The sequence below is a fragment of the Mycobacterium sp. HUMS_12744610 genome, from assembly GCF_041206865.1.
Lineage (GTDB): Bacteria > Actinomycetota > Actinomycetes > Mycobacteriales > Mycobacteriaceae > Mycobacterium > Mycobacterium servetii.
This window is the reverse complement of the sequence record NZ_JBGEDP010000001.1, coordinates 4,153,345-4,170,822: the sequence shown is the minus strand read 5'-3', so window position 1 is coordinate 4,170,822 and position 17,478 is coordinate 4,153,345. Positions and strand designations below refer to the sequence as shown.

At 71.0% G+C, this 17,478-nt stretch carries 16 protein-coding genes and 1 pseudogene; 12 read left to right on the top strand and 5 right to left on the bottom strand.

Features of this window, described 5'->3' with window-relative positions; all coding sequences use genetic code 11:
- Positions 1–5: 5 nt before the first annotated feature.
- Entirely contained in the window at positions 6–1,370 is a 1,365-nt protein-coding gene (locus AB8998_RS20000) for an HNH endonuclease signature motif containing protein (protein ID WP_369739441.1), read from the bottom strand.
- Between the two features lie 123 nt (positions 1,371–1,493).
- Here AB8998_RS20000 and dapB point away from each other — a divergent pair, with 123 nt between their 5' ends.
- From dapB to AB8998_RS19985, 3 genes are read left to right on the top strand one after another with little or no spacing between them, the layout of a single operon-like run.
- A complete protein-coding gene (dapB, locus tag AB8998_RS19995) occupies positions 1,494–2,228 on the top strand; it encodes a 4-hydroxy-tetrahydrodipicolinate reductase (RefSeq protein ID WP_369739440.1) in 735 nt (244 codons plus the stop codon).
- Entirely contained in the window at positions 2,225–2,680 is a 456-nt protein-coding gene (locus AB8998_RS19990; protein ID WP_369739439.1) for a hypothetical protein, read from the top strand. The genes dapB and AB8998_RS19990 overlap by 4 nt, the downstream gene beginning before the upstream one ends.
- Positions 2,677–3,132 (top strand): flavodoxin family protein, encoded by a 456-nt coding sequence (locus tag AB8998_RS19985; protein WP_369739438.1) that lies wholly within the window; start codon positions 2,677–2,679, stop codon positions 3,130–3,132. Before AB8998_RS19990 ends, AB8998_RS19985 begins: the two co-directional genes overlap by 4 nt.
- Here the strand turns inward: AB8998_RS19985 and AB8998_RS19980 are convergent.
- Positions 3,117–3,956 carry a thioesterase family protein gene (locus AB8998_RS19980; protein ID WP_369739437.1) on the bottom strand — a complete coding sequence of 280 codons (840 nt, stop codon included), beginning with the start codon at positions 3,954–3,956 and terminating at the stop codon, positions 3,117–3,119. The two genes, AB8998_RS19985 and AB8998_RS19980, sit on opposite strands and share 16 nt — an antisense overlap.
- A gap of 39 nt (positions 3,957–3,995) precedes the next feature.
- Here AB8998_RS19980 and AB8998_RS19975 point away from each other — a divergent pair, with 39 nt between their 5' ends.
- Positions 3,996–5,528 (top strand): class I adenylate-forming enzyme family protein, encoded by a 1,533-nt coding sequence (locus AB8998_RS19975; protein ID WP_369739436.1) that lies wholly within the window; start codon positions 3,996–3,998, stop codon positions 5,526–5,528.
- Complete coding sequence (locus AB8998_RS19970; protein WP_369741668.1) at positions 5,525–8,749, top strand: acetyl-CoA carboxylase family protein; 3,225 nt, start codon at positions 5,525–5,527, stop codon at positions 8,747–8,749. Before AB8998_RS19975 ends, AB8998_RS19970 begins: the two co-directional genes overlap by 4 nt.
- A 12-nt stretch (positions 8,750–8,761) precedes the next feature.
- Here the strand turns inward: AB8998_RS19970 and AB8998_RS19965 are convergent, their stop codons facing one another.
- A complete protein-coding gene (locus tag AB8998_RS19965; RefSeq protein ID WP_369741667.1) occupies positions 8,762–9,079 on the bottom strand; it encodes a PE-PGRS family protein in 318 nt (105 codons plus the stop codon).
- Between the two features lie 93 nt (positions 9,080–9,172).
- Between AB8998_RS19965 and AB8998_RS19960 the strand changes: the two genes are divergently transcribed.
- The 3 genes from AB8998_RS19960 to AB8998_RS19950 are packed head-to-tail and all read left to right on the top strand — an operon-like array spanning position 9,173 to position 12,227.
- Complete coding sequence (locus AB8998_RS19960) at positions 9,173–9,955, top strand: SDR family oxidoreductase (protein WP_369739435.1); 783 nt, start codon at positions 9,173–9,175, stop codon at positions 9,953–9,955.
- Positions 9,952–11,133, top strand: a complete 1,182-nt coding sequence (locus AB8998_RS19955) for an acyl-CoA dehydrogenase family protein (protein WP_369739434.1) — start codon at positions 9,952–9,954, stop codon at positions 11,131–11,133. Before AB8998_RS19960 ends, AB8998_RS19955 begins: the two co-directional genes overlap by 4 nt.
- A complete protein-coding gene (locus tag AB8998_RS19950) occupies positions 11,130–12,227 on the top strand; it encodes an acyl-CoA dehydrogenase family protein (protein ID WP_369739433.1) in 1,098 nt (365 codons plus the stop codon). The genes AB8998_RS19955 and AB8998_RS19950 overlap by 4 nt, the downstream gene beginning before the upstream one ends.
- On the opposite strand, the gene AB8998_RS19945 is transcribed toward AB8998_RS19950, so the two are convergent.
- Both AB8998_RS19945 and AB8998_RS19940 read right to left on the bottom strand, forming a co-directional pair.
- Positions 12,136–12,585: a PAS domain S-box protein gene (locus AB8998_RS19945; RefSeq protein ID WP_369739432.1), complete on the bottom strand. Its 450-nt coding sequence runs from the start codon at positions 12,583–12,585 to the stop codon at positions 12,136–12,138. The genes AB8998_RS19950 and AB8998_RS19945 overlap by 92 nt on opposite strands.
- A gap of 501 nt (positions 12,586–13,086) precedes the next feature.
- Positions 13,087–13,830 carry a dienelactone hydrolase family protein gene (locus tag AB8998_RS19940; protein ID WP_369739431.1) on the bottom strand — a complete coding sequence of 248 codons (744 nt, stop codon included), beginning with the start codon at positions 13,828–13,830 and terminating at the stop codon, positions 13,087–13,089.
- A gap of 65 nt (positions 13,831–13,895) precedes the next feature.
- On the opposite strand from AB8998_RS19940, the gene AB8998_RS19935 reads away from it, so the two are divergent.
- The 4 genes and pseudogenes from AB8998_RS19935 to AB8998_RS19920 all read left to right on the top strand — a co-directional run bounded on the left by AB8998_RS19935 (position 13,896) and on the right by AB8998_RS19920 (position 17,305).
- Positions 13,896–14,696, top strand: coding sequence for a thymidylate synthase (locus tag AB8998_RS19935; protein WP_369739430.1), 801 nt, complete (start codon positions 13,896–13,898; stop codon positions 14,694–14,696).
- Positions 14,693–15,187, top strand: coding sequence for a dihydrofolate reductase (locus AB8998_RS19930; RefSeq protein WP_369739429.1), 495 nt, complete (start codon positions 14,693–14,695; stop codon positions 15,185–15,187). Before AB8998_RS19935 ends, AB8998_RS19930 begins: the two co-directional genes overlap by 4 nt.
- 100 nt (positions 15,188–15,287) lie before the next feature.
- Positions 15,288–16,034 carry a DivIVA domain-containing protein gene (locus AB8998_RS19925; RefSeq protein ID WP_369741666.1) on the top strand — a complete coding sequence of 249 codons (747 nt, stop codon included), beginning with the start codon at positions 15,288–15,290 and terminating at the stop codon, positions 16,032–16,034.
- A 64-nt stretch (positions 16,035–16,098) separates the two neighbouring features.
- A pseudogene (locus tag AB8998_RS19920) lies at positions 16,099–17,305 on the top strand (winged helix-turn-helix domain-containing protein).
- The last annotated feature ends 173 nt before the right edge of the window (positions 17,306–17,478 follow it).

The window sequence follows — 17,478 nt, the reverse complement described above, 5'->3', positions numbered from 1 at the left end:
AGTCATCATGGCGCGTCGTCGTCGCAGTCGTCGAAGAGGCGCTCCGGATGGTGGTAGTCGTTGGTGCGCGCACCGCGGTCCAGTTGGGGCGGCGGGATCCACTCGGTGCGACCGTTCGGGAGTTTCCTTGTCCGCCATCCCTTGTGGGTGAGCTTGTGGTTGGGCTTGCAAGCGAAGGTGAGCTTGTCGGCATCGGTCGGGCCGCCGTGGGCCCACTCGTGAACGTGGTGGATCTCGGACCAGTAGCCCGGCACGTCGCAGCCGGGTTGCGTGCAGCCGCGATCCTTGGCGTAGAGGACCACGCGCTGGTCCGGTGACGCGATCCGCCTGGTCCGGCCCAGATACAGCGGGCGGCCCGAGTGCTCGTCGAAGACCGCCAGGTAGTGATAGGCGTGGGCGGCCATGCGGATCAGGTCGCGCATCGGCAGCACGGTCCCGCCGCCCGTCACCGCCCGGCCCGCGCCCGCGGTCAGCTCCTGCAGCGTGGTCGACACGACCACGGCGACCGGCAGACCCTTGTGCACACCGAGTTTCGGGTCGCCCAGCTGGCCACGGACCAGGGCGTCGAGCGCGTCGTGCTGACGCTGGGAATGGGTGCGGCGGTCCCGGCCCGCGGCTTCCTCGCTGGGTTCGCCGGTGACGCAGGGAGACTCGTCGTCGGGGTTGCACATGCCCGGCGCGGCGAACTTGGCCAGCCACGCGTCGAGGTGGGCGCGCAGATTCGGCGAGGCGACCAGCTTGCCCACGCTCATCCCGTCGGGCCGCTGGCCGCACCAGGTGAAGCCGCGCTGGCGGGCGCGGTCGGCGTCGGAGAACTTCCCGTCGGGATTGAGCCGCAGCGCACACCGGTGCGCCACCTTCTCCAGCTGGTCGGGCCGCAACTGTGTCGCCTGGCGGGCGAGGAACCTCTCGGCCTTGTCCACCGTCTCGACCGGGATGTCCTGCGGCAGGTCACGGACGAAGGTCTGGATCACCCGCAGGTGCTGCGCGTCGAGCATGCCGTCGCGCCAGGCCTCCGCGGTGGCCGGCAGCTCCGGCGGCAACTCCTGGCCGGTGAGCGTCACCCGCGGGGAGAGCTGTGTGGCGTTGCGCAGCCGGCGGCCGGCCTCGGCGCAGCTGATCCGCAGCCAGTCCGCGACCACCTTGTGCACCGGTCCGCCCACGTCGGCGGGGTCCTCCTTGGCCAGCCCCGCGATCACGTCGTGGCTCAGTGCCGCCTGCCGCCGGTGAGAGGTCTCCATGCGCTCCAGCGCGCGCAGCCGGACGGCGGGGCTGTAGGCATCGAAGTCCAGCGCACCGAGCGCGGCGCGGGCCGCGTCGAGGCCGTCGAGAGCGGCGGCCAGTTCCGGCGGAACCTCGATCGAACGCATATTCGAATGATATTCGCGCCCAGCGAAAAGCGACGAAAAGCGACGGGGCGCAGCCGGAGCCTGTGGATGAACACCGGACTGTGGACAAAGCCACCGCGAACCGCCGGTCTAGTCTTGACCACCATGCGGGTAGGCGTGCTGGGGGCCAAGGGAAAAGTCGGGGCGACGATGGTCGGGGCCGTGCAGGCGGCCGAGGACCTGACCCTGTCCGCGCAGGTGGACGCCGGTGACCCGCTGAGCCTGCTGACCGAAGGCAACACCGAGGTGGTCATCGACTTCACCCACCCCGACGTGGTGATGGGCAACCTGGAGTTCCTCATCGGCAACGGGATTCATGCCGTGGTCGGCACCACCGGCTTCACCGCGGAGCGACTGCGGCAGGTCGAGTCGTGGCTGGCCGGGACCACCACGAACGTCCTCATCGCCCCGAACTTCGCGATCGGGGCGGTGCTCTCGATGCACTTCGCCAAACAGGCGGCGCGGTTCTTCGACTCCGCCGAGGTCATCGAGCTGCATCACCCGCACAAGGCCGACGCCCCGTCGGGCACCGCGGCCCGCACCGCCAAGCTGATCGCCGAGGCGCGAAAAGGCCTGCCGCCCAACCCCGATGCCACCAGCACCGGCCTGCCCGGGGCGCGCGGGGCCGACGTCGACGGCATCCCGGTGCACTCGGTGCGGCTGGCCGGGCTGGTCGCCCACCAGGAGGTGCTGTTCGGCACCACGGGGGAGACGCTGACCATCCGCCACGACAGCCTGGACCGGACCTCGTTCGTGCCGGGCGTGTTGCTGGCGGTGCGGCGCATCCCCGAACACGCCGGCCTCACGGTGGGCCTCGAGCCCCTGCTCGACCTGCAATGAACGCCACCCGGCGCATCCAGCTGCTGATCGGCTTCATGTGCGCGGCCATGCTGGTGTATGTCGTGCTCCTGGGCCGCGAGGCCGTCGCGCTGATCGGCTCCGGCCGCCCCGCCGCGGCGGGGCTGGGCCTGGCGCTGCTGATCCTGCCGGCCATCGGGCTGTGGGCGATGATCGCCACGCTGCGCGCCGGATTCGCGCACCAGAGGCTGGCCCGCCTGATCGCCGACGAGGGCATGGAACTCGACACCCGCGGCCTGCCGCGACGCGCGTCGGGCCGCATCGAGCGGGGCGCGGCCGACGCGCTGTTCGCCAGCGTGCGCACCGAGGTGGAAAGCGCCCCCGACGACTGGCGACGGTGGTACCGGCTGGCCCGGGCCTACGACTACGCGGGGGATCGCCGGCGGGCGCGGGAGGCCATGAGGACGGCGGTCGAAATGCGGGGCCGCCCATGACGAAAAAGCTGCTGATCGTGCACCACACGCCGTCGCCGCACACGCAGGCGATGTTCGAGGCGGTGCTGTCGGGCGCCACCGATCCCGAGATCGAGGGAGTGGAGGTGATCCGTCGCGCCGCCCTGACCCTCTCCCCGGCCGACATGCTGCAGGCGGACGGCTACCTGCTGGGCACCCCGGCCAACCTGGGTTACATGAGCGGTGCCCTCAAGCACGCGTTCGACGTCTGCTACTACCCTTGCCTCGACGCCACCCGCGGGCGCCCGTTCGGCCTGTACCTGCACGGCAACGAGGGCACCGAAGGCGCCGAGCGGGCCGTCGACGCCATCACCACCGGGCTGGGCTGGGTCAAAGCGGCTGAGAACGTGGTGGTTTCGGGTAAGCCGAGCAAGGACGACCTGGAATCGTGCTGGAATCTCGGGGCGACGGTGGCTGCTCAGCTGATGGGATGAGGCGGCTGGAACGCGTCGGCGGGTTGCGCCAAAGCCAGCGCGCAGCTGGTCCCGAGGGGGCCGTGCCGGTCGAACAGCGTCGCACTGCCGGTCGCCACGCCGGCGGCGCCGAAATGGCTCGCGGCCGCCAGGCCGAGGTACTCGCCGTCGGGCAGCCGGCTGGCGGTGACGGTGTAGTCGGCGTTGATGTAGCGCAATCCGCCGGTGCCCCAATGGGTCAGTGAGCTGGTGAAGTCACCGACGAACGCCAGCCGGGTGAAGGGCGTGAGCGGGTGGCCCTGCACCATCGGGCGAATCAGCCTTGCCCAAACGAACTTCTGCGAGTGCGCCTGCTCCCACTCGCCGGCGGCGAGGCCGGGAGTGCCCGTCGCGGTGGCCCCGTAACGCCAGATGAGAAACGGCATGCCCGGCGGAAGGCCGTCGGAACCTGCCGGAATCGGGGGTATCCGCACCGGGGCGGACCAGACCTCGCCCTCGGGATGCTCGCCCCGTCGCAGGAACAGCGCACTGGCGCGTGCAACCTGCCGGCCGTTCTGGATCAGGGCGGCGTCGACGAGCCGGATGCGCCGGCCTTCCCGCTGCACCGCGACCTCGATCCGCACCGGCTCGAGCAGAACCGGACGCAACAGGTCGACGGTGAGGCGGGCGGGCTGTAGGTCCGGGTCGATACCGGACTGCTCGATGCCCCAGCCCAGCAGGCCGCCGACGACCTGACCGCCCATGGCGCCGCCCCACGGCCCGCGCGTCAGCGCGCCGGGCAGGTAGGAGTCGCCGTCGACAGTGAAGAACGCCTCGGGCATGATGGCGGAATCCTCGATCGTCACCGCCATCACGATAGGCGAGGCGGATATTAAGGAGCGGGCATGCCTGCAGTGACCGAGATTCCCCGCACTCACAACCCATTCGCGACGACGGGCGTCTCCCGCGGCGCCGACGGCATCCCGCGCTACGACCGCCTGCCCGCCACGCTGCTCGACATGCTCGCCGAGCAGGTCGACAACCGCCCCAACGGCGAGGCGGTGGTCGAACTGGGCGGCGAACGGCTGACCTACCGGCAGTTGTGGCGCCGTGCCGCGCGCGTGGCCGGCGGGCTGCACGCCGACGGTCTGCAACCGGGGGACCGCGTCGCGCTGCGCTACGCCGCCGGGATCGACTGGGTGCTGGCGTTCTGGGGCACCGTGATGGCCGGTGGCGTTGCGGTGCCGGTCAATACGCGCTCGGCGCCACCCGAGGTCGCGTTCGTGCTGTCCGACTCGGGTGCGCGGATGGAGCTGGCGCCACAGACGCCGCTCCCCGACGGCGAACCGTATGTGACGCACCAGTTGCGGCATACCGACACCGCCGCCCTGTTCTACACGTCGGGCACCACCGATCACCCCAAGGGGGTGCCCACCACGCACGAGGCCTTCCTGACCAACACCGAGAACATGCTGCGCAGCATGGGCGAGCCGGCCGACCTGGGCGAGGCGCTGCGCACGCTCATCTCGGTGCCGCTGTTCCACGTGACCGGTTGCAACTCGCAGCTTTTGGTGGCCGCCCGCGTGGGCGGGGCGGCGGTGATCATGCCCACCCTCGACCTCGACGGGTTCCTCGTCGCCCTGGCCGCCGAGCGGATCTCCTTCCTGGTGACCGTGCCCGCCATCTACTCGCTGCTGTTGCGGCACGGCAACTTCCGGGCTGCGGACGTTTCCGCGGTCCGGTGGGTGGGCTACGGCGGCGCGCCGATCGCGCCGTCGCTGGTGCGGTCGGTGCAGGACGCGTTCCCGGCCGCCACGGTGTTCAACGGCTACGGCATGACCGAGACGGCCTCGCTGCTGACCGTGCTGCCCGACGCCGACGCCGTCGCGCACGCCGACTCGGTTGGCTACGCGGTGCCTTCGGTGGACCTCGGGGTGATCGCCGCCGGCGACGACCCGATGACGGGTGAGTTGGTGGCACGCGGGGCCAACGTGACCGGCTCCTACTGGAACCGCCCGGAGGCCACCTCGGCCACGATCGTGGACGGCTGGCTGCACACCGGCGACGTCGTGCGCGTCGACGACGCCGGCCGCGTGCACATCGTCGACCGGCTCAAGGACATCATCAACCGGGGCGGGGAGAACGTCTCGAGCGTCGAGGTCGAAGCCGTGCTGCTGTCCGCGCCGAGCGTCGCGGACGCCTGCGTGCTGGCGGTTCCCGACGACGTCATGGGGGAGAAGGTCGGCGCCGTGCTGTTTGGTGGCCCGGACACCGTCGACGTGGCCGCCGTGATGGACCACTGCCGCGAACAGCTCGCCGACTACAAGGTTCCCCAGTACGTCACCGTCGTCGACAGCGCGTTGCCGCGCAACCCCGGCGGCAAGCTGCTCAAGAGCAGGCTGCGCGAGCAGGTGCGGTGGGGCGAACCGTGGCGGTGAGCGCGACCCTGCTGATCGCCAACCGCGGCGAGATCGCGCTCCGGATCGTCCGCACCGCAACCGAACTGGGTATGACGACGGTCGCGGTGTACGCCGAGGACGACGCCGCAGGCCCGCACGTGCATGCGGCCGACGAGGCGATCGGCCTTCCCGGCGCCGGGCCGGCGGCCTACCTCGACCAGCACGCCATCCTCGCGGCCGCCGACAGGTCCGGCGCCGGACTGATCCACCCCGGGTACGGGTTTCTCAGCGAGAACGCCGAATTCGCGCGCGCCTGCGCGGCGGCCGGGCGCACGTTCGTGGGACCCGACGCCGCCGCGCTCGAGTTGGTGGGCAACAAGTCATCGGCCCGCGCCGCGGCCGTCGCCGCCGGCGTGCCGGTGCTGCCGGCCACCGAGGGACCCAGCAGCGTCGCCGACATCGCGGCCTTCTTCGCGGCCCGGGACGGCGCCGTCATGATCAAGGCGCTGGCCGGCGGCGGTGGCCGCGGAATGCGCAAGGTGACCGCCGCCGACCAGATCGAGGCGGCCTACCGGCAGTGCGCCGCCGAGGCCCAGCGTGGATTCGGCGATCCGGCGCTGTTCGCCGAGGCGGTGCTCGGCGCGGCCCGCCACGTCGAGGTGCAGGTCGTAGCCGCGCCGGCCGGCCATCAGACGCACGCGCTCGCGCTCGGCGACCGCGACTGCAGCCTGCAGCGGCGCCACCAGAAGCTGATCGAGATCGCCCCCGCCCAGGGGCTGTCCGACGCCCTGCGGCACAGCCTGCATCGGGCCGCGGCCCGGCTGTGCGCCCGGGTCGCCCTGCGCGGGCTGGCCACCGTCGAATTCCTGGTCTCCGGTGAGCAGTTCGTCTTCCTGGAGGTCAACCCGCGGATTCAGGTGGAGCACACGGTGACCGAGGAGACGACGGGGATCGACCTTGTCGCCGTGCAACTGGCCATCGCCGGTGGCGCACCGTTTTACGAGCTGGGGCTTCCGGCCGGGATCGCCTCCGACGGCACCGAGATCATCGGCGAGCCCGCGGCGCGGCGGGGCATCGCGATCCAGGCCCGGGTGAACATGGAGACCTTCGCCCCCGACGGCTCCGTCGTGCCCGCGGCGGGCACCCTGACGGCGTTCACGCCGCCCAGCGGGCCCGGCGTGCGCGTCGACACCTACGGCCGGACGGGTTTGGTCGCCGCCCCCCACTACGACTCGCTGCTGGCCAAGGTCGTCGCCCACGTGCGCGGGCCGTCGTTTCCGGCCGCGGTGCGCAAGGTCCGGACCGCCCTGGGCGAGTTCGCCGTCGAGGGAATCTGCACGAACCTCGGGTTGCTGCGAGAGTTGTTGGCGCAGGAGGAAATTCAATCCGACTGGGTGACCACGGACTTTCTCGACGAGAAACTCCCCGGGCTGGCGGCCGCGGCGCTGTCGCGGGAGGGCGAGGTGCGTGCCGCGGAGGTCGAGCTGTACCCGGGGGAGGAACCGCTGCGCGCCCACCTGGCCGGCACCGTGGTCGAGGTGCCGACCCAGGACGCCGAGTTCGGGCCCGGCGACCAACTGGTGGTCCTCGAGGCGATGAAGATGCAGCACGTGCTCACCGCGCCCGGCGCGCTGCGCACGCTCCGGGTCCTGGTGGTCCCCGGGCAGGTCGTGGGGACCGGCGACCCGCTGCTGGTGTTCGCCCGTACGGGTCCCCACGTCGGCAACGGATCAGGTTCTGCCGCAGTCGATCTCGATCGGCAGCGGGCCGACCTCGAGGAGGTTCGGCAGCGGCACCGGCGCACCCTGGACGAGGGCCGGGAGGCCGCGGTCGCCAAGCGGCACCAGCAGGGCCGGCGCACCGCCCGGGAGAACATGGCCGACCTGGTCGACGCCGGTAGTTTCGTCGAGTACGGCGCGCTGGCCATCGCCGCGCAGCGCAGCCGGCGCTCCGAGGAGGACCTGATCGCCAACACCCCGGCCGACGGCCTGGTCGCCGGCCTGGCCACCATCGGCGCCGAACGGTTCGGGCGGGCCGCCGCCGAGGCCGTCGTGGTCTCCTACGACTACACCGTGCTGGCCGGAACCCAGGGCATGCGCAACCACGCCAAGACCGACCGGGTCTTCGACCTGGCGGCGCGCAGACGCGTCCCGGTGGTGCTGTTCGCCGAGGGGGGTGGCGGCCGGCCGGGGGACACCGACGTGGGCGGCGCCGCTGGGCTGGACGTGCCCACCTTCCGGATGCTGGCCGGCCTGCGGGGCCGCGTGCCGCTGGTGTCGATCGTGTCGGGTCGCTGTTTTGCCGGCAACGCCGCGCTGGCCGGGGTGTGCGACGTGATCATCGCGACCCCCGACGCCAACATCGGGATGGGCGGGCCGGCGATGATCGAGGGCGGCGGGCTGGGCGTGTACCCCCCGGAGGCGATCGGCCCGATCGAGGTGCAGCGGCACAACGGCGTGGTGGACCTGGTCGCCCGCGACGAGGCGCACGCGGTGGCGCTGGCCAAGCGCTACCTCTCCTACTTCCAGGGCGCGCTGGAGGACTGGGAGGCGCCGGACCCGCGGCTGGCCCGGCACGTGGTGCCGCAGAACCGATTGCGCGCCTACGACATTCGTCGGGCGATCGAGTCGATCGTCGACGTCGGCTCGATCCTGGAGCTGCGGCCCGACCACGGTGTCGGGGTCGTCACCGCCCTGGTCCGCGTCGAGGGGGCGGCCTACGGGCTGATCGCCAACAGCAGCCATCACCTGGGCGGGGCGATCGACGCCGAGGCCGCGGACAAGGCCAGCGACTTCCTGGGCCTGTGCGAGTCGTTCCGGCTGCCGGTGATCTCGCTCTGCGACACCCCGGGGTTCATGGTGGGGCCGGACGCGGAGAAGGAGGCCACCGTGCGGCGGTTCGGCCGGATGTTCGTCGTCGGGGCGCGGCTGACGGTGCCGGTCGGAATGATCATCCTGCGCAAGGGGTACGGCCTGGGCGCCATGGCGATGGCCGGCGGTTCGTTCCGCGCGCCGCAGTTCACCGTTGCCTGGCCCACCGGGGAGATCGGCGGCATGGGCCTGGAAGGTGCTGTGCGGCTTGGCTTCCGCAAGGAACTCGCCGAGGCGGATCCCGACGAACGGCAGCAACTGTTCGACCGTTTGGTCGACGCGGCCTACCAGCACGGCAAGGCGCTGCGGTCGGCCACCACCTTCGAACTGGACGACGTGATCGACCCCGCGGACTCCCGCGCCTGGATCACCCGGCTCACAGGAGCCTGAGGGGCGGGCGGGTCAGCCGTGTCCCGAGCCGCAACCGACACCGGGCAGGCATCCGACCCCGCCCGGTACGCCACCGGGCCCGGCGAACTGGCCGCCGGAGCCGCAACCGACGCCCGGTACGCAACCGTGGCCGCCGGGACCGCCGCCGGGACCGCCGTTCTGGCCGCCCCAGCCGCAGTTGCCGTTGCTGTCGCATCCTCCGCCGCCCGGACTGTCCTGGAAGGCAACGTGTGTGATCGGCGCGGGGGCGGCCGCGAAAGCCTCGGCCGCTGCCGTGGGGGTGGCGGCGACCGTCGCTGCGACAGCCCCGGCCACCACCAGTGGTTTCATGAGGGCTAATTTCGCTGACATGCGCATTGGTTACCACATTGACACGTGTACAAAACCTGCCCCGGTGCGGTGGATGACAAAAGGCACTGCGAAATGAGCTCGCCGGACCTGACCGGACGCACCGCGATCATCACCGGGGCGTCCCGGGGCATCGGGCTGGCCATCGCCCAACAACTTGCCGAAGCGGGCGCCAACGTGGTGCTGACCGCCCGCAAGCAGGAGGCGGCCGAGGAGGCCGCGGCGCAGGTAGGGGAGCGGGCCCTCGGTGTGGGCGCCCACGCGGTCGACGAGGACGCCGCCCGGCGCTGCGTGGACCTCACCATGGAGCGCTTCGGCAGCGTCGACATCCTGGTCAACAACGCGGGGACCAACCCGGCCTTCGGTCCGTTGATCGATCAGGATCACGCCCGCTTCGCCAAGATCTTCGACGTCAACCTGTGGGCCCCGCTGCTGTGGACGTCGCTGGCCGTGAAGTCCTGGATGGGTGAACACGGCGGCGCGGTCGTCAACACCGCCTCCATCGGCGGCCTGCACCAGTCGCCGGGCATGGGCATGTACAACGCCACCAAGGCGGCTCTCATCCACGTCACCAAGCAACTGGCACTGGAACTTTCGCCGCGCGTGCGGGTCAACGCGATCTGCCCCGGGGTGGTGCGCACCCGGCTGGCCGAGGCGCTGTGGAAGGACAACGAGGACCCGCTGGCGTCGTCGACGGCCCTGGGCCGGATCGGTGAACCGGTCGACGTGGCCAACGCGGTCGCCTTCCTGGTCTCCGACGCCGCGAGCTGGATCACCGGCGAGGTGATGGTCATCGACGGCGGTCAGGTGCTCGGCAACGCCGCGGGCTTCCAGGCACATCCGGGCGGCGGGCGGTGAACACCGCGGAGGTGGACGCACGCGTGCAGGCGCTGCTCGACGGCCACGACCCGGCGACCACCGCCCCCCGGGAATTCCTCGGCGCGCAGTACGACGCCGGCCTGGCGTGGGTGCACCTGCCGGAGGGTTTCGGCGGGCTGGGTCTGCCGCGCAGTGCCCAGCAACGGGTCGACGCCCGGCTGGCCGCCGCAGGGGCGCCGGTCGGGGGCACACCGAAGAACTTCATCGGGATGGGCATGGCGGCCCCGACCATCGCGGCGTTCGGCACCGACGAGCAGAAGCGGAAGTTCCTGCGGCCGTTGTTCACCGGGGAGCAGGTCTACTGCCAGCTGTTCAGCGAGCCCGGCGCCGGGTCGGACCTGGCCGGGGTGGCCACCCGGGCGGTCCGCGACGGTGACGAGTGGATCGTCAACGGGCAGAAGGTGTGGACGTCGATGGCCCAGCACGCGCAGATGGCCATCCTGGTCGCCCGCACCGACCCGACGGTGCCCAAACACGCCGGCCTGACCTACTTCCTGTGTGACATGACCCAGCCCGGTGTCGAGGTCCGCCCGCTGCGCCAGATCACCGGCGAGGCGGAGTTCAACGAGGTGTTCCTCACCGACGTGCGAGTGCCCGACGCCAACCGGCTCGGCCCGGAGGGCGCGGGCTGGAAGGTCGCGACCACAACGCTGAACAACGAACGGGTCGCGATCGGTTCGCGCCCCGGCGTGCCGCGGGAGGGCGGGATCATCGGCAAGGTCACCGCGGCCTGGCGCGACGAGCCGGGGTTGCGCGATCCGGCCATGCACGACGAGCTGATGCGGCTGTGGGTCGACGCCGAGGTGCTCCGGCTGGCCGGTGAGCGGCTGGGACAACAGGCCCAGGCCGGTCAGCCCGGACCCGAGGGCGCCGGCATGAAGATCGCGTTCGCCCGCCTCGCGCAGGCCATCTCGGGTTTCGACATCGAGCTGCACGCCGAGGCCGGGTTGCGCTACGACGACTGGACCATGCGCAGAACCGAAGTCGTCGACCTCGTCGGGCGCGAGCCCGGCTACCGCTACCTGCGGGCGCGCGGCAACTCCATCGAGGGCGGAACCTCGGAGATCCTGCGCAACACCGTCGCCGAGCGAATCCTGGGCCTGCCCGGCGAACACCGCGTCGACAAGGACGTCGCCTGGAAGGACATCCCCCGATGAGCATCGGCGATTTGCTGTACTCCGACACCGAGGAAGCCCTGCGCGACAGCGTGCGCCAGCTGTTCGCCGACCGCTGCCCACCCGAGACGGTGGCCCGCGCCTACGATCCGGCGCCGCAGGACTTCTCGGCACTCTGGCGGACGCTGGCCGCCGACCTGGGCGTAGCCGGGCTGCTGGTGCCCGAGGCCCTCGGCGGCGCCGGCGCGAGCGCCCGCGAGGCCGCGGTCGTCATGGAGGAGATCGGCCGGGCCGTCGCGCCGGTGCCGTACCTGTCCAGCGCGGTCCTGGCCACTGTCGCGCTGCTGCGCGCCGGCGACACCGACACCGTGCCCGCGCTGGCGCGGGGGGAGCTCACCGCCGCGCTGGCCGTGCCGCTGTCCACCGCGCCGGGTGATCCGGTCACCGGCGTGAGCACCGGCGCCGACGGCCTGACCGGATCAGTCACCAGCGTCGCCGGTGCCGGTGAGGCCGACGTGCTGGTGGTGCCGGTCGCGGGCCGCGGCGGACTCGAGCTGCACACGGTCCCGTGTGCCGCTTCGGGCGTCGAGGTGTCACCGCTGGTGGCCCTGGACATGACCAGACCCCTTGCCGACTTGCGCTTTTCGGGCGCTGCCTCAGCTCCCGTCGGGGCGGCGGGTGCGGCCGTGACCGAGGCGCTCCGGACCGCCGCGGCGCTGCTGGCCTCCGAACAACTCGGGGTGGCGCAGTGGTGCTTCGACACCACGCTGGCCTATGCCAAGCAGCGCAAGCAGTTCGGCCGCGCGATCGGCTCCTACCAGGCCATCAAGCATCGGCTGGCCGACCTGTGGTTCGAGGTCGGATCCGCCACGGCCGCGGCCCGCTACGCCGCCGACACCTGCGCCCGCGGCGACGAGGACGCCGACATCGCCGCGGCGATCGCCCAGGCGTACTGCAGCGGAATCGCCGTCCACGCCGCCGAGGAGTGCGTGCAGTTGCACGGAGGCATCGGCATGACCTGGGAGTATCCGGCGCACCTGTATCTCAAGCGGGCCAAAAGCGATCAACTGGCGCTAGGTACCGCCTACCGCCACCGAGCGCGCCTGGCCGCACTGGTCGATCTGCCGTCCGGCTGACCAAGTGTTCCATGGCCCCGCTGTTGACCCAGAGTTCCTCGGTGCGGTCGTGGAAGACGTTCAGGGTGACGGTGTCGTCGCAGCGTTGCATGGCCGACTCGCTCATGTCCGCCCACACCGAGTGACCCTCCTTGTGGCGCAACCCGATCAGCCGATCGCTGTCGGTTCGCTTGCGCGGCACCCAGCCGTCGTCGGACGGCAGACCGTAGAAGATGTCGTCGAATGTCATCGACAAGAGTTCGTCGTAGGCGTAGCCCACCATGTCGCAGAACGGGTTGTTGACGAACAGTATGGTTCCCACGCCGTCGACCGCGAGGGCCGGCGTGGGCAGCCGCTCCAGGGCGACCAGCGCGGGCATTTCGTGCAGTGCCTCGATGGGCAGTTGGTCAGGTGGCGACGGGCGTCTGCGCTCGACACAACGACTGTCGACAGCTGTGGACTGGATCAAAACCACGAAATACCCCCCCGGGTGATCAATTCCGCCCCACCCCCCACGCGGTGGAGCCCGTAACGCGCTCATGCTAACGACAGCAAATGCTAGATCATGCCCACGCGTACGTCCATTTGTGATTGTCAATCTTAGCCAGATCCCGAAAAGTTCGGGTTAACAGCCAATTAAAACTGCCTGTTAACGATGGCGGCGATTGTTTGCCACGAGCAGTTTCCATCGAAGGTGCGCGAAATCATCTTCCAACTCAGCAAACTTTGAATTCGCGATCCCCGATCAAACCTGCGTCGCTCAACTCAGCATCGTCACCCCCCGGCCACGTCGGGGAATTACCCACCGGGCGCTAACTTAAACAGTGCGAATCCCACAAATCTGGGATGTTGCGGGTGTCGGGTCCGCCACACGAGTGGGTTACCTTCGCCCCAGCGTCGAGCCGAAGAGGTCCGCCATCGCCGCCCAGTGCCGCTCGTCGGCGCCGGCGTCGTACGGGGGGTTGTCCGGGACCGCGAAGCCGTGCGCCGCCGGGTAGAACTCGATCGCGTGCGGCACACCTGCCGCCGTCAGTGCCTTGTCGAGCTGTTCGGCATGACCGGGCGTGAAGGACGCGTCGTTCTCGGCCGCGCCGACGTACACCGTGGCCCGCATCCGGTCGGCCGACAGGTGCGGGCTGTCCGCCGTGTCGGTGACCAGGCCGCCGCCGTGGAACGACGCCGCGGCCGCGACACGCTCGGGAAGGCGGCCCGCCACGATCACCGAGGCACGCCCGCCCATGCAGTAGCCGCACACGCCGAACCGGTCGCCGGACACCTCGGGGCGTCCCGCCAGGTAGTCGAAGAAGGCGCCGGCGTCGTCGGCCGTCTTGTCCGGGGTGACGCTGCCGATCATCGAGAACAACCGCCGACGCTCCTTAGCATCGGCGAACACGGTGGCCATGTCGAACGGGGCCCAGTCGCCGCTGCGGTAGTACACGTCGGGGAGCAGCACGGCGTAGCCGTATCCGGCCAGCTTGGCGGCCATCCCGTCGAAGGTGTCGCGCACCCCGCCGGCGTCGGTGTACATGACCACGCCCGGCCACGGGCCATCCCGCTCGGGGGTGAAGAGCTTGACACCGCAGACGCCGTCGGCGGTGGTGATGGTATCGGTGATTTTCGGCATGGCTTTCGTTGTACTCCCCGCGATCGCAGCCGGGTTTGTCGGCGTCGACCGGCTAAGCTGACCGCGTGCCGATACCGACGCCCTACGAGGACCTGCTGCGCCTGGTGCTCGAGCGGGGCGCGGCCAAATCCGATCGCACCGGCACCGGCACCCGCAGCCTGTTCGGCCAGCAGTTGCGCTACGACCTGTCTGCCGGATTCCCGCTGCTGACCACCAAGAAGGTGCACTTCAAGTCGGTGGTCTACGAACTGCTGTGGTTCCTGCGCGGCGACTCCAACGTCGGCTGGCTGCAGGAGCACGGGGTCACCATCTGGGACGAATGGGCCGACGGCGCAGGCGATCTGGGCCCGGTCTACGGCGTGCAGTGGCGATCGTGGCCCACGCCGTCCGGCGAGCACATCGACCAGATCAGCGCCGCGCTGGACTTGCTGCGCACCGACCCGGACTCCCGGCGGATCATCGTGTCGGCCTGGAACGTCGGCGACATCCCCCGGATGGCGCTGCCCCCGTGTCACGCGTTCTTCCAGTTCTACGTCGCCGGCGGGCGGCTGAGCTGCCAGCTCTACCAGCGCAGCGCCGACCTGTTCCTCGGCGTGCCGTTCAACATCGCCAGCTACGCGTTGCTCACCCACATGATGGCCGCCCAGGCCGGCCTGTCGGTCGGCGAGTTCGTGTGGACGGGCGGTGACTGCCACATCTACGACAACCACGTCGAGCAGGTGCGGCTGCAGCTGACCCGCGAGCCCCGACCGTACCCGGAACTGGTTCTGGCGCAGCGTGATTCGATCTTCGACTATGCCTACGAGGATGTCGTCGTGCGCAATTACGATCCCCACCCGGCGATCAAGGCCCCCGTCGCGGTATGACGGTCGGCCTGGTCTGGGCGCAGGCGACGTCCGGCGTGATCGGCCGCGGCGGCGACATCCCGTGGCGGGTGCCCGAAGACCTGACCCGGTTCAAGGAGCTGACCACGGGACGCACCGTGGTGATGGGTCGGCGCACGTGGGAGTCGTTGCCGGCCGGCGTCCGGCCGCTGCCGGGCCGCAAAAACGTCGTCCTGTCCCGCCAGGCCGGCTTCACCGCCGACGGGGCCGAGGTGGTGGGTTCGCTCGAGGAGGCCTTCGCCGGTTGCGGCACGGAGCCCGAGACCTGGGTCATCGGCGGCGGGCAGATCTACCGGCTCGCGTTGCCGCACGCCGCCCGCTGCGAGGTCACCGAGGTCGACGTCGACCTGCCGCTCGCCGACGACGACGCGCTGGCCCCGGTGCTCGACGCCACCTGGCACGGCGAGACGGGCGAGTGGCGGGTCAGCCGGACCGGGCTGCGCTACCGGTTTCGCAGCTACCGTCGAGGGTGAGTGCACGTGCCCGCGCCGGCGGCACGACCTGACATACTCGACCTCGGGGGGTCGGTGTCATCGGGTCTATTCGGGCGTTCCCAGGAGGGGGGAATTGACAGTGATAACCGAACCCGCGAAGGAGTTCTCGCGCAAGTTCAGGGGTTACGACCCGGCCGCGGTCGACGCCCACATCGAGGTCCTGACCACCAAACAGCAGCTGTTGCGAGACGACGTCGAGAGCCTGCGGGCCCGGCTGGAGGAATCCGGCGACGAGGTCGCCGCGCTGCGCAAGGAGGTCGCCGTCCTCACCGACAACTCACCGGCGCCGCATGCGGTGCAACAGCGCATGGCCACGATGCTGCGGCGCGCGGTCGACGACGTTTCCGAGATGCGGGCCGAGGCGGGCGCCGAGGCGGAGGCTCTGATCGCGGCGGCCCGGGCCGAGGCCGAGGACGAGCAGCGCAAGCACGAGGCGCTGTTGACCGAGATGGCCGGACAGTTGAAGGCCCTGGAAGCCGAGTATGCCGAGACCAAGGACAAGCTCGACGCCGAGCTGGCCGGGATGCGCGCCGAGACCCAGACGGCGATCGAGCAGGCGTGGCAGGACGCCCAGCGGGAGCGCGAGCAACTCCTCGCCGACGCGAAGCAGGAGGCCGATCACTACCGTGAACAGGCCCGCCGGGCGGTGGACGAGGCGAGTCGGCAACGGATCGAGGTCCTCGAGCAGCTGATGGCCGTGTACCGCGAGCTGGAGGAGGTGCCCGACGCTCTCGAGTCGGCGTACCGGGAGCGAAAGGATGCGGCGGGCCCGCGACCGGAAACGAACGGCGAGGCGGCCGCGGAGCAGAAAGTCGGCACCGGGTAGGCCCGCGGCGGCCCGGAAACAGCCGGAAACGGCCGGACGGGGCGGTATTCTCGGCGCCGTGCCGATCCCGCGTCGAAGGCCGACCGCAGCGCAAGCCCGGCGGACAGCCGTTGCGGCTCAAGGATTTAGCGCTCCCGGCTCGACGAGCAAGATCACCGCCGCGCAGCTGAAGCGGCTGATGTCGCGCATCCAGGTGCTGCAACTGGACTCGGTGTCGGTGGCGGTGCGCGCCCACTACGCGCCGGTGTTCAGCCGGCTCGGGCCCTACGACCGCGACCTGTTGGATCGCGTCGCGTGGGGCCCGCGTTCGTCGCGGTTGCTGGCCGAGTACTGGGCGCACGAAGCCGCACTCATGGCGGTCGAGGACTGGCCGCTGCTGCGCTGGCGGATGCGCCAGTACTCCCACGGCCGTTGGCGCACCCACATCGTCAAAGACAACCCGCAACTGGTCGACGACGTCGTCGCGGCCGTCGCCGCATTGGGCCCCAGCACCGCCGGGCAGATCGAGGCGTACCTGGCCGCCGAACCGCGGCCCAGGAAGGGCGCCTGGTGGAACCGCAGCGACGCCAAGTGGGTCGCCGAGGCGCTGTTCGCCTCCGGTGTGTTCACCACCGCCACCCGGGTCGGTTTCGCCCGCCACTACGACCTGGTGGAAAGGGTGTTGCCGGCCGAGGTGCTCTCCCGCGAGGTCGACGATGGCGAGGCGCTCCGCGAACTCACCCTGCGGGCCGCCACCGCGCTGGGCGTGGGCACCGAGGCCGACATTCGCGACTACTTCCGCCTGTCGGCGGCCCAGGTCAAGCCCGCCCTGGCGGCCCTGCTGGCCGCCGGGGAGATCGAACCGGTGCAGGTCGACGGCTGGTCGGCGCCGGCGTACCTGCGGTCCGGGCAGGCCGTGCCTCGCTCCGACACCGGCACCGCGCTGCTGTGCCCGTTCGACCCGTTGATCTTCTTCCGGCCCCGGGTCGAGCGCTTGTTCGATTTCCATTACCGCGTCGAGATCTACACCCCGCCCGCAAAGCGCAAGTTCGGCTACTACGTGTGGCCGCTGCTGCTGGACGGCCGACTGGCCGCGCTGGGTCGACCTCAAGGCCGACCGCGCGGCCGGCACGCTGCGCGTCGTCGGCGCGTTCGCCGAGCCGGACGTGTCCAGGGCGCGGGTGGCCGCGGCGCTGGCCGGGGAACTGGAGTCGATGGCCTCGTGGCTCGGGTTGGGCGGGTTCAGCGTCGCCCGGCGCGGTGACCTGGCCGGAGAGCTCCGCCGGCGATGAACGAACTCGAGGCCACGCCTGTCGGCGGCGGTCGACGCGCGGGCATGCCGGAAATGCCTGGCGGACAAGGCGACACCCGACGACATGCGCCGGCTCGGTGAGCCGGTGCGGTTGCTGCACGGCACGCGGACTCGGCGGCGGGCACGGTCGTACTTCGCGGGCAGGTCCGCCTC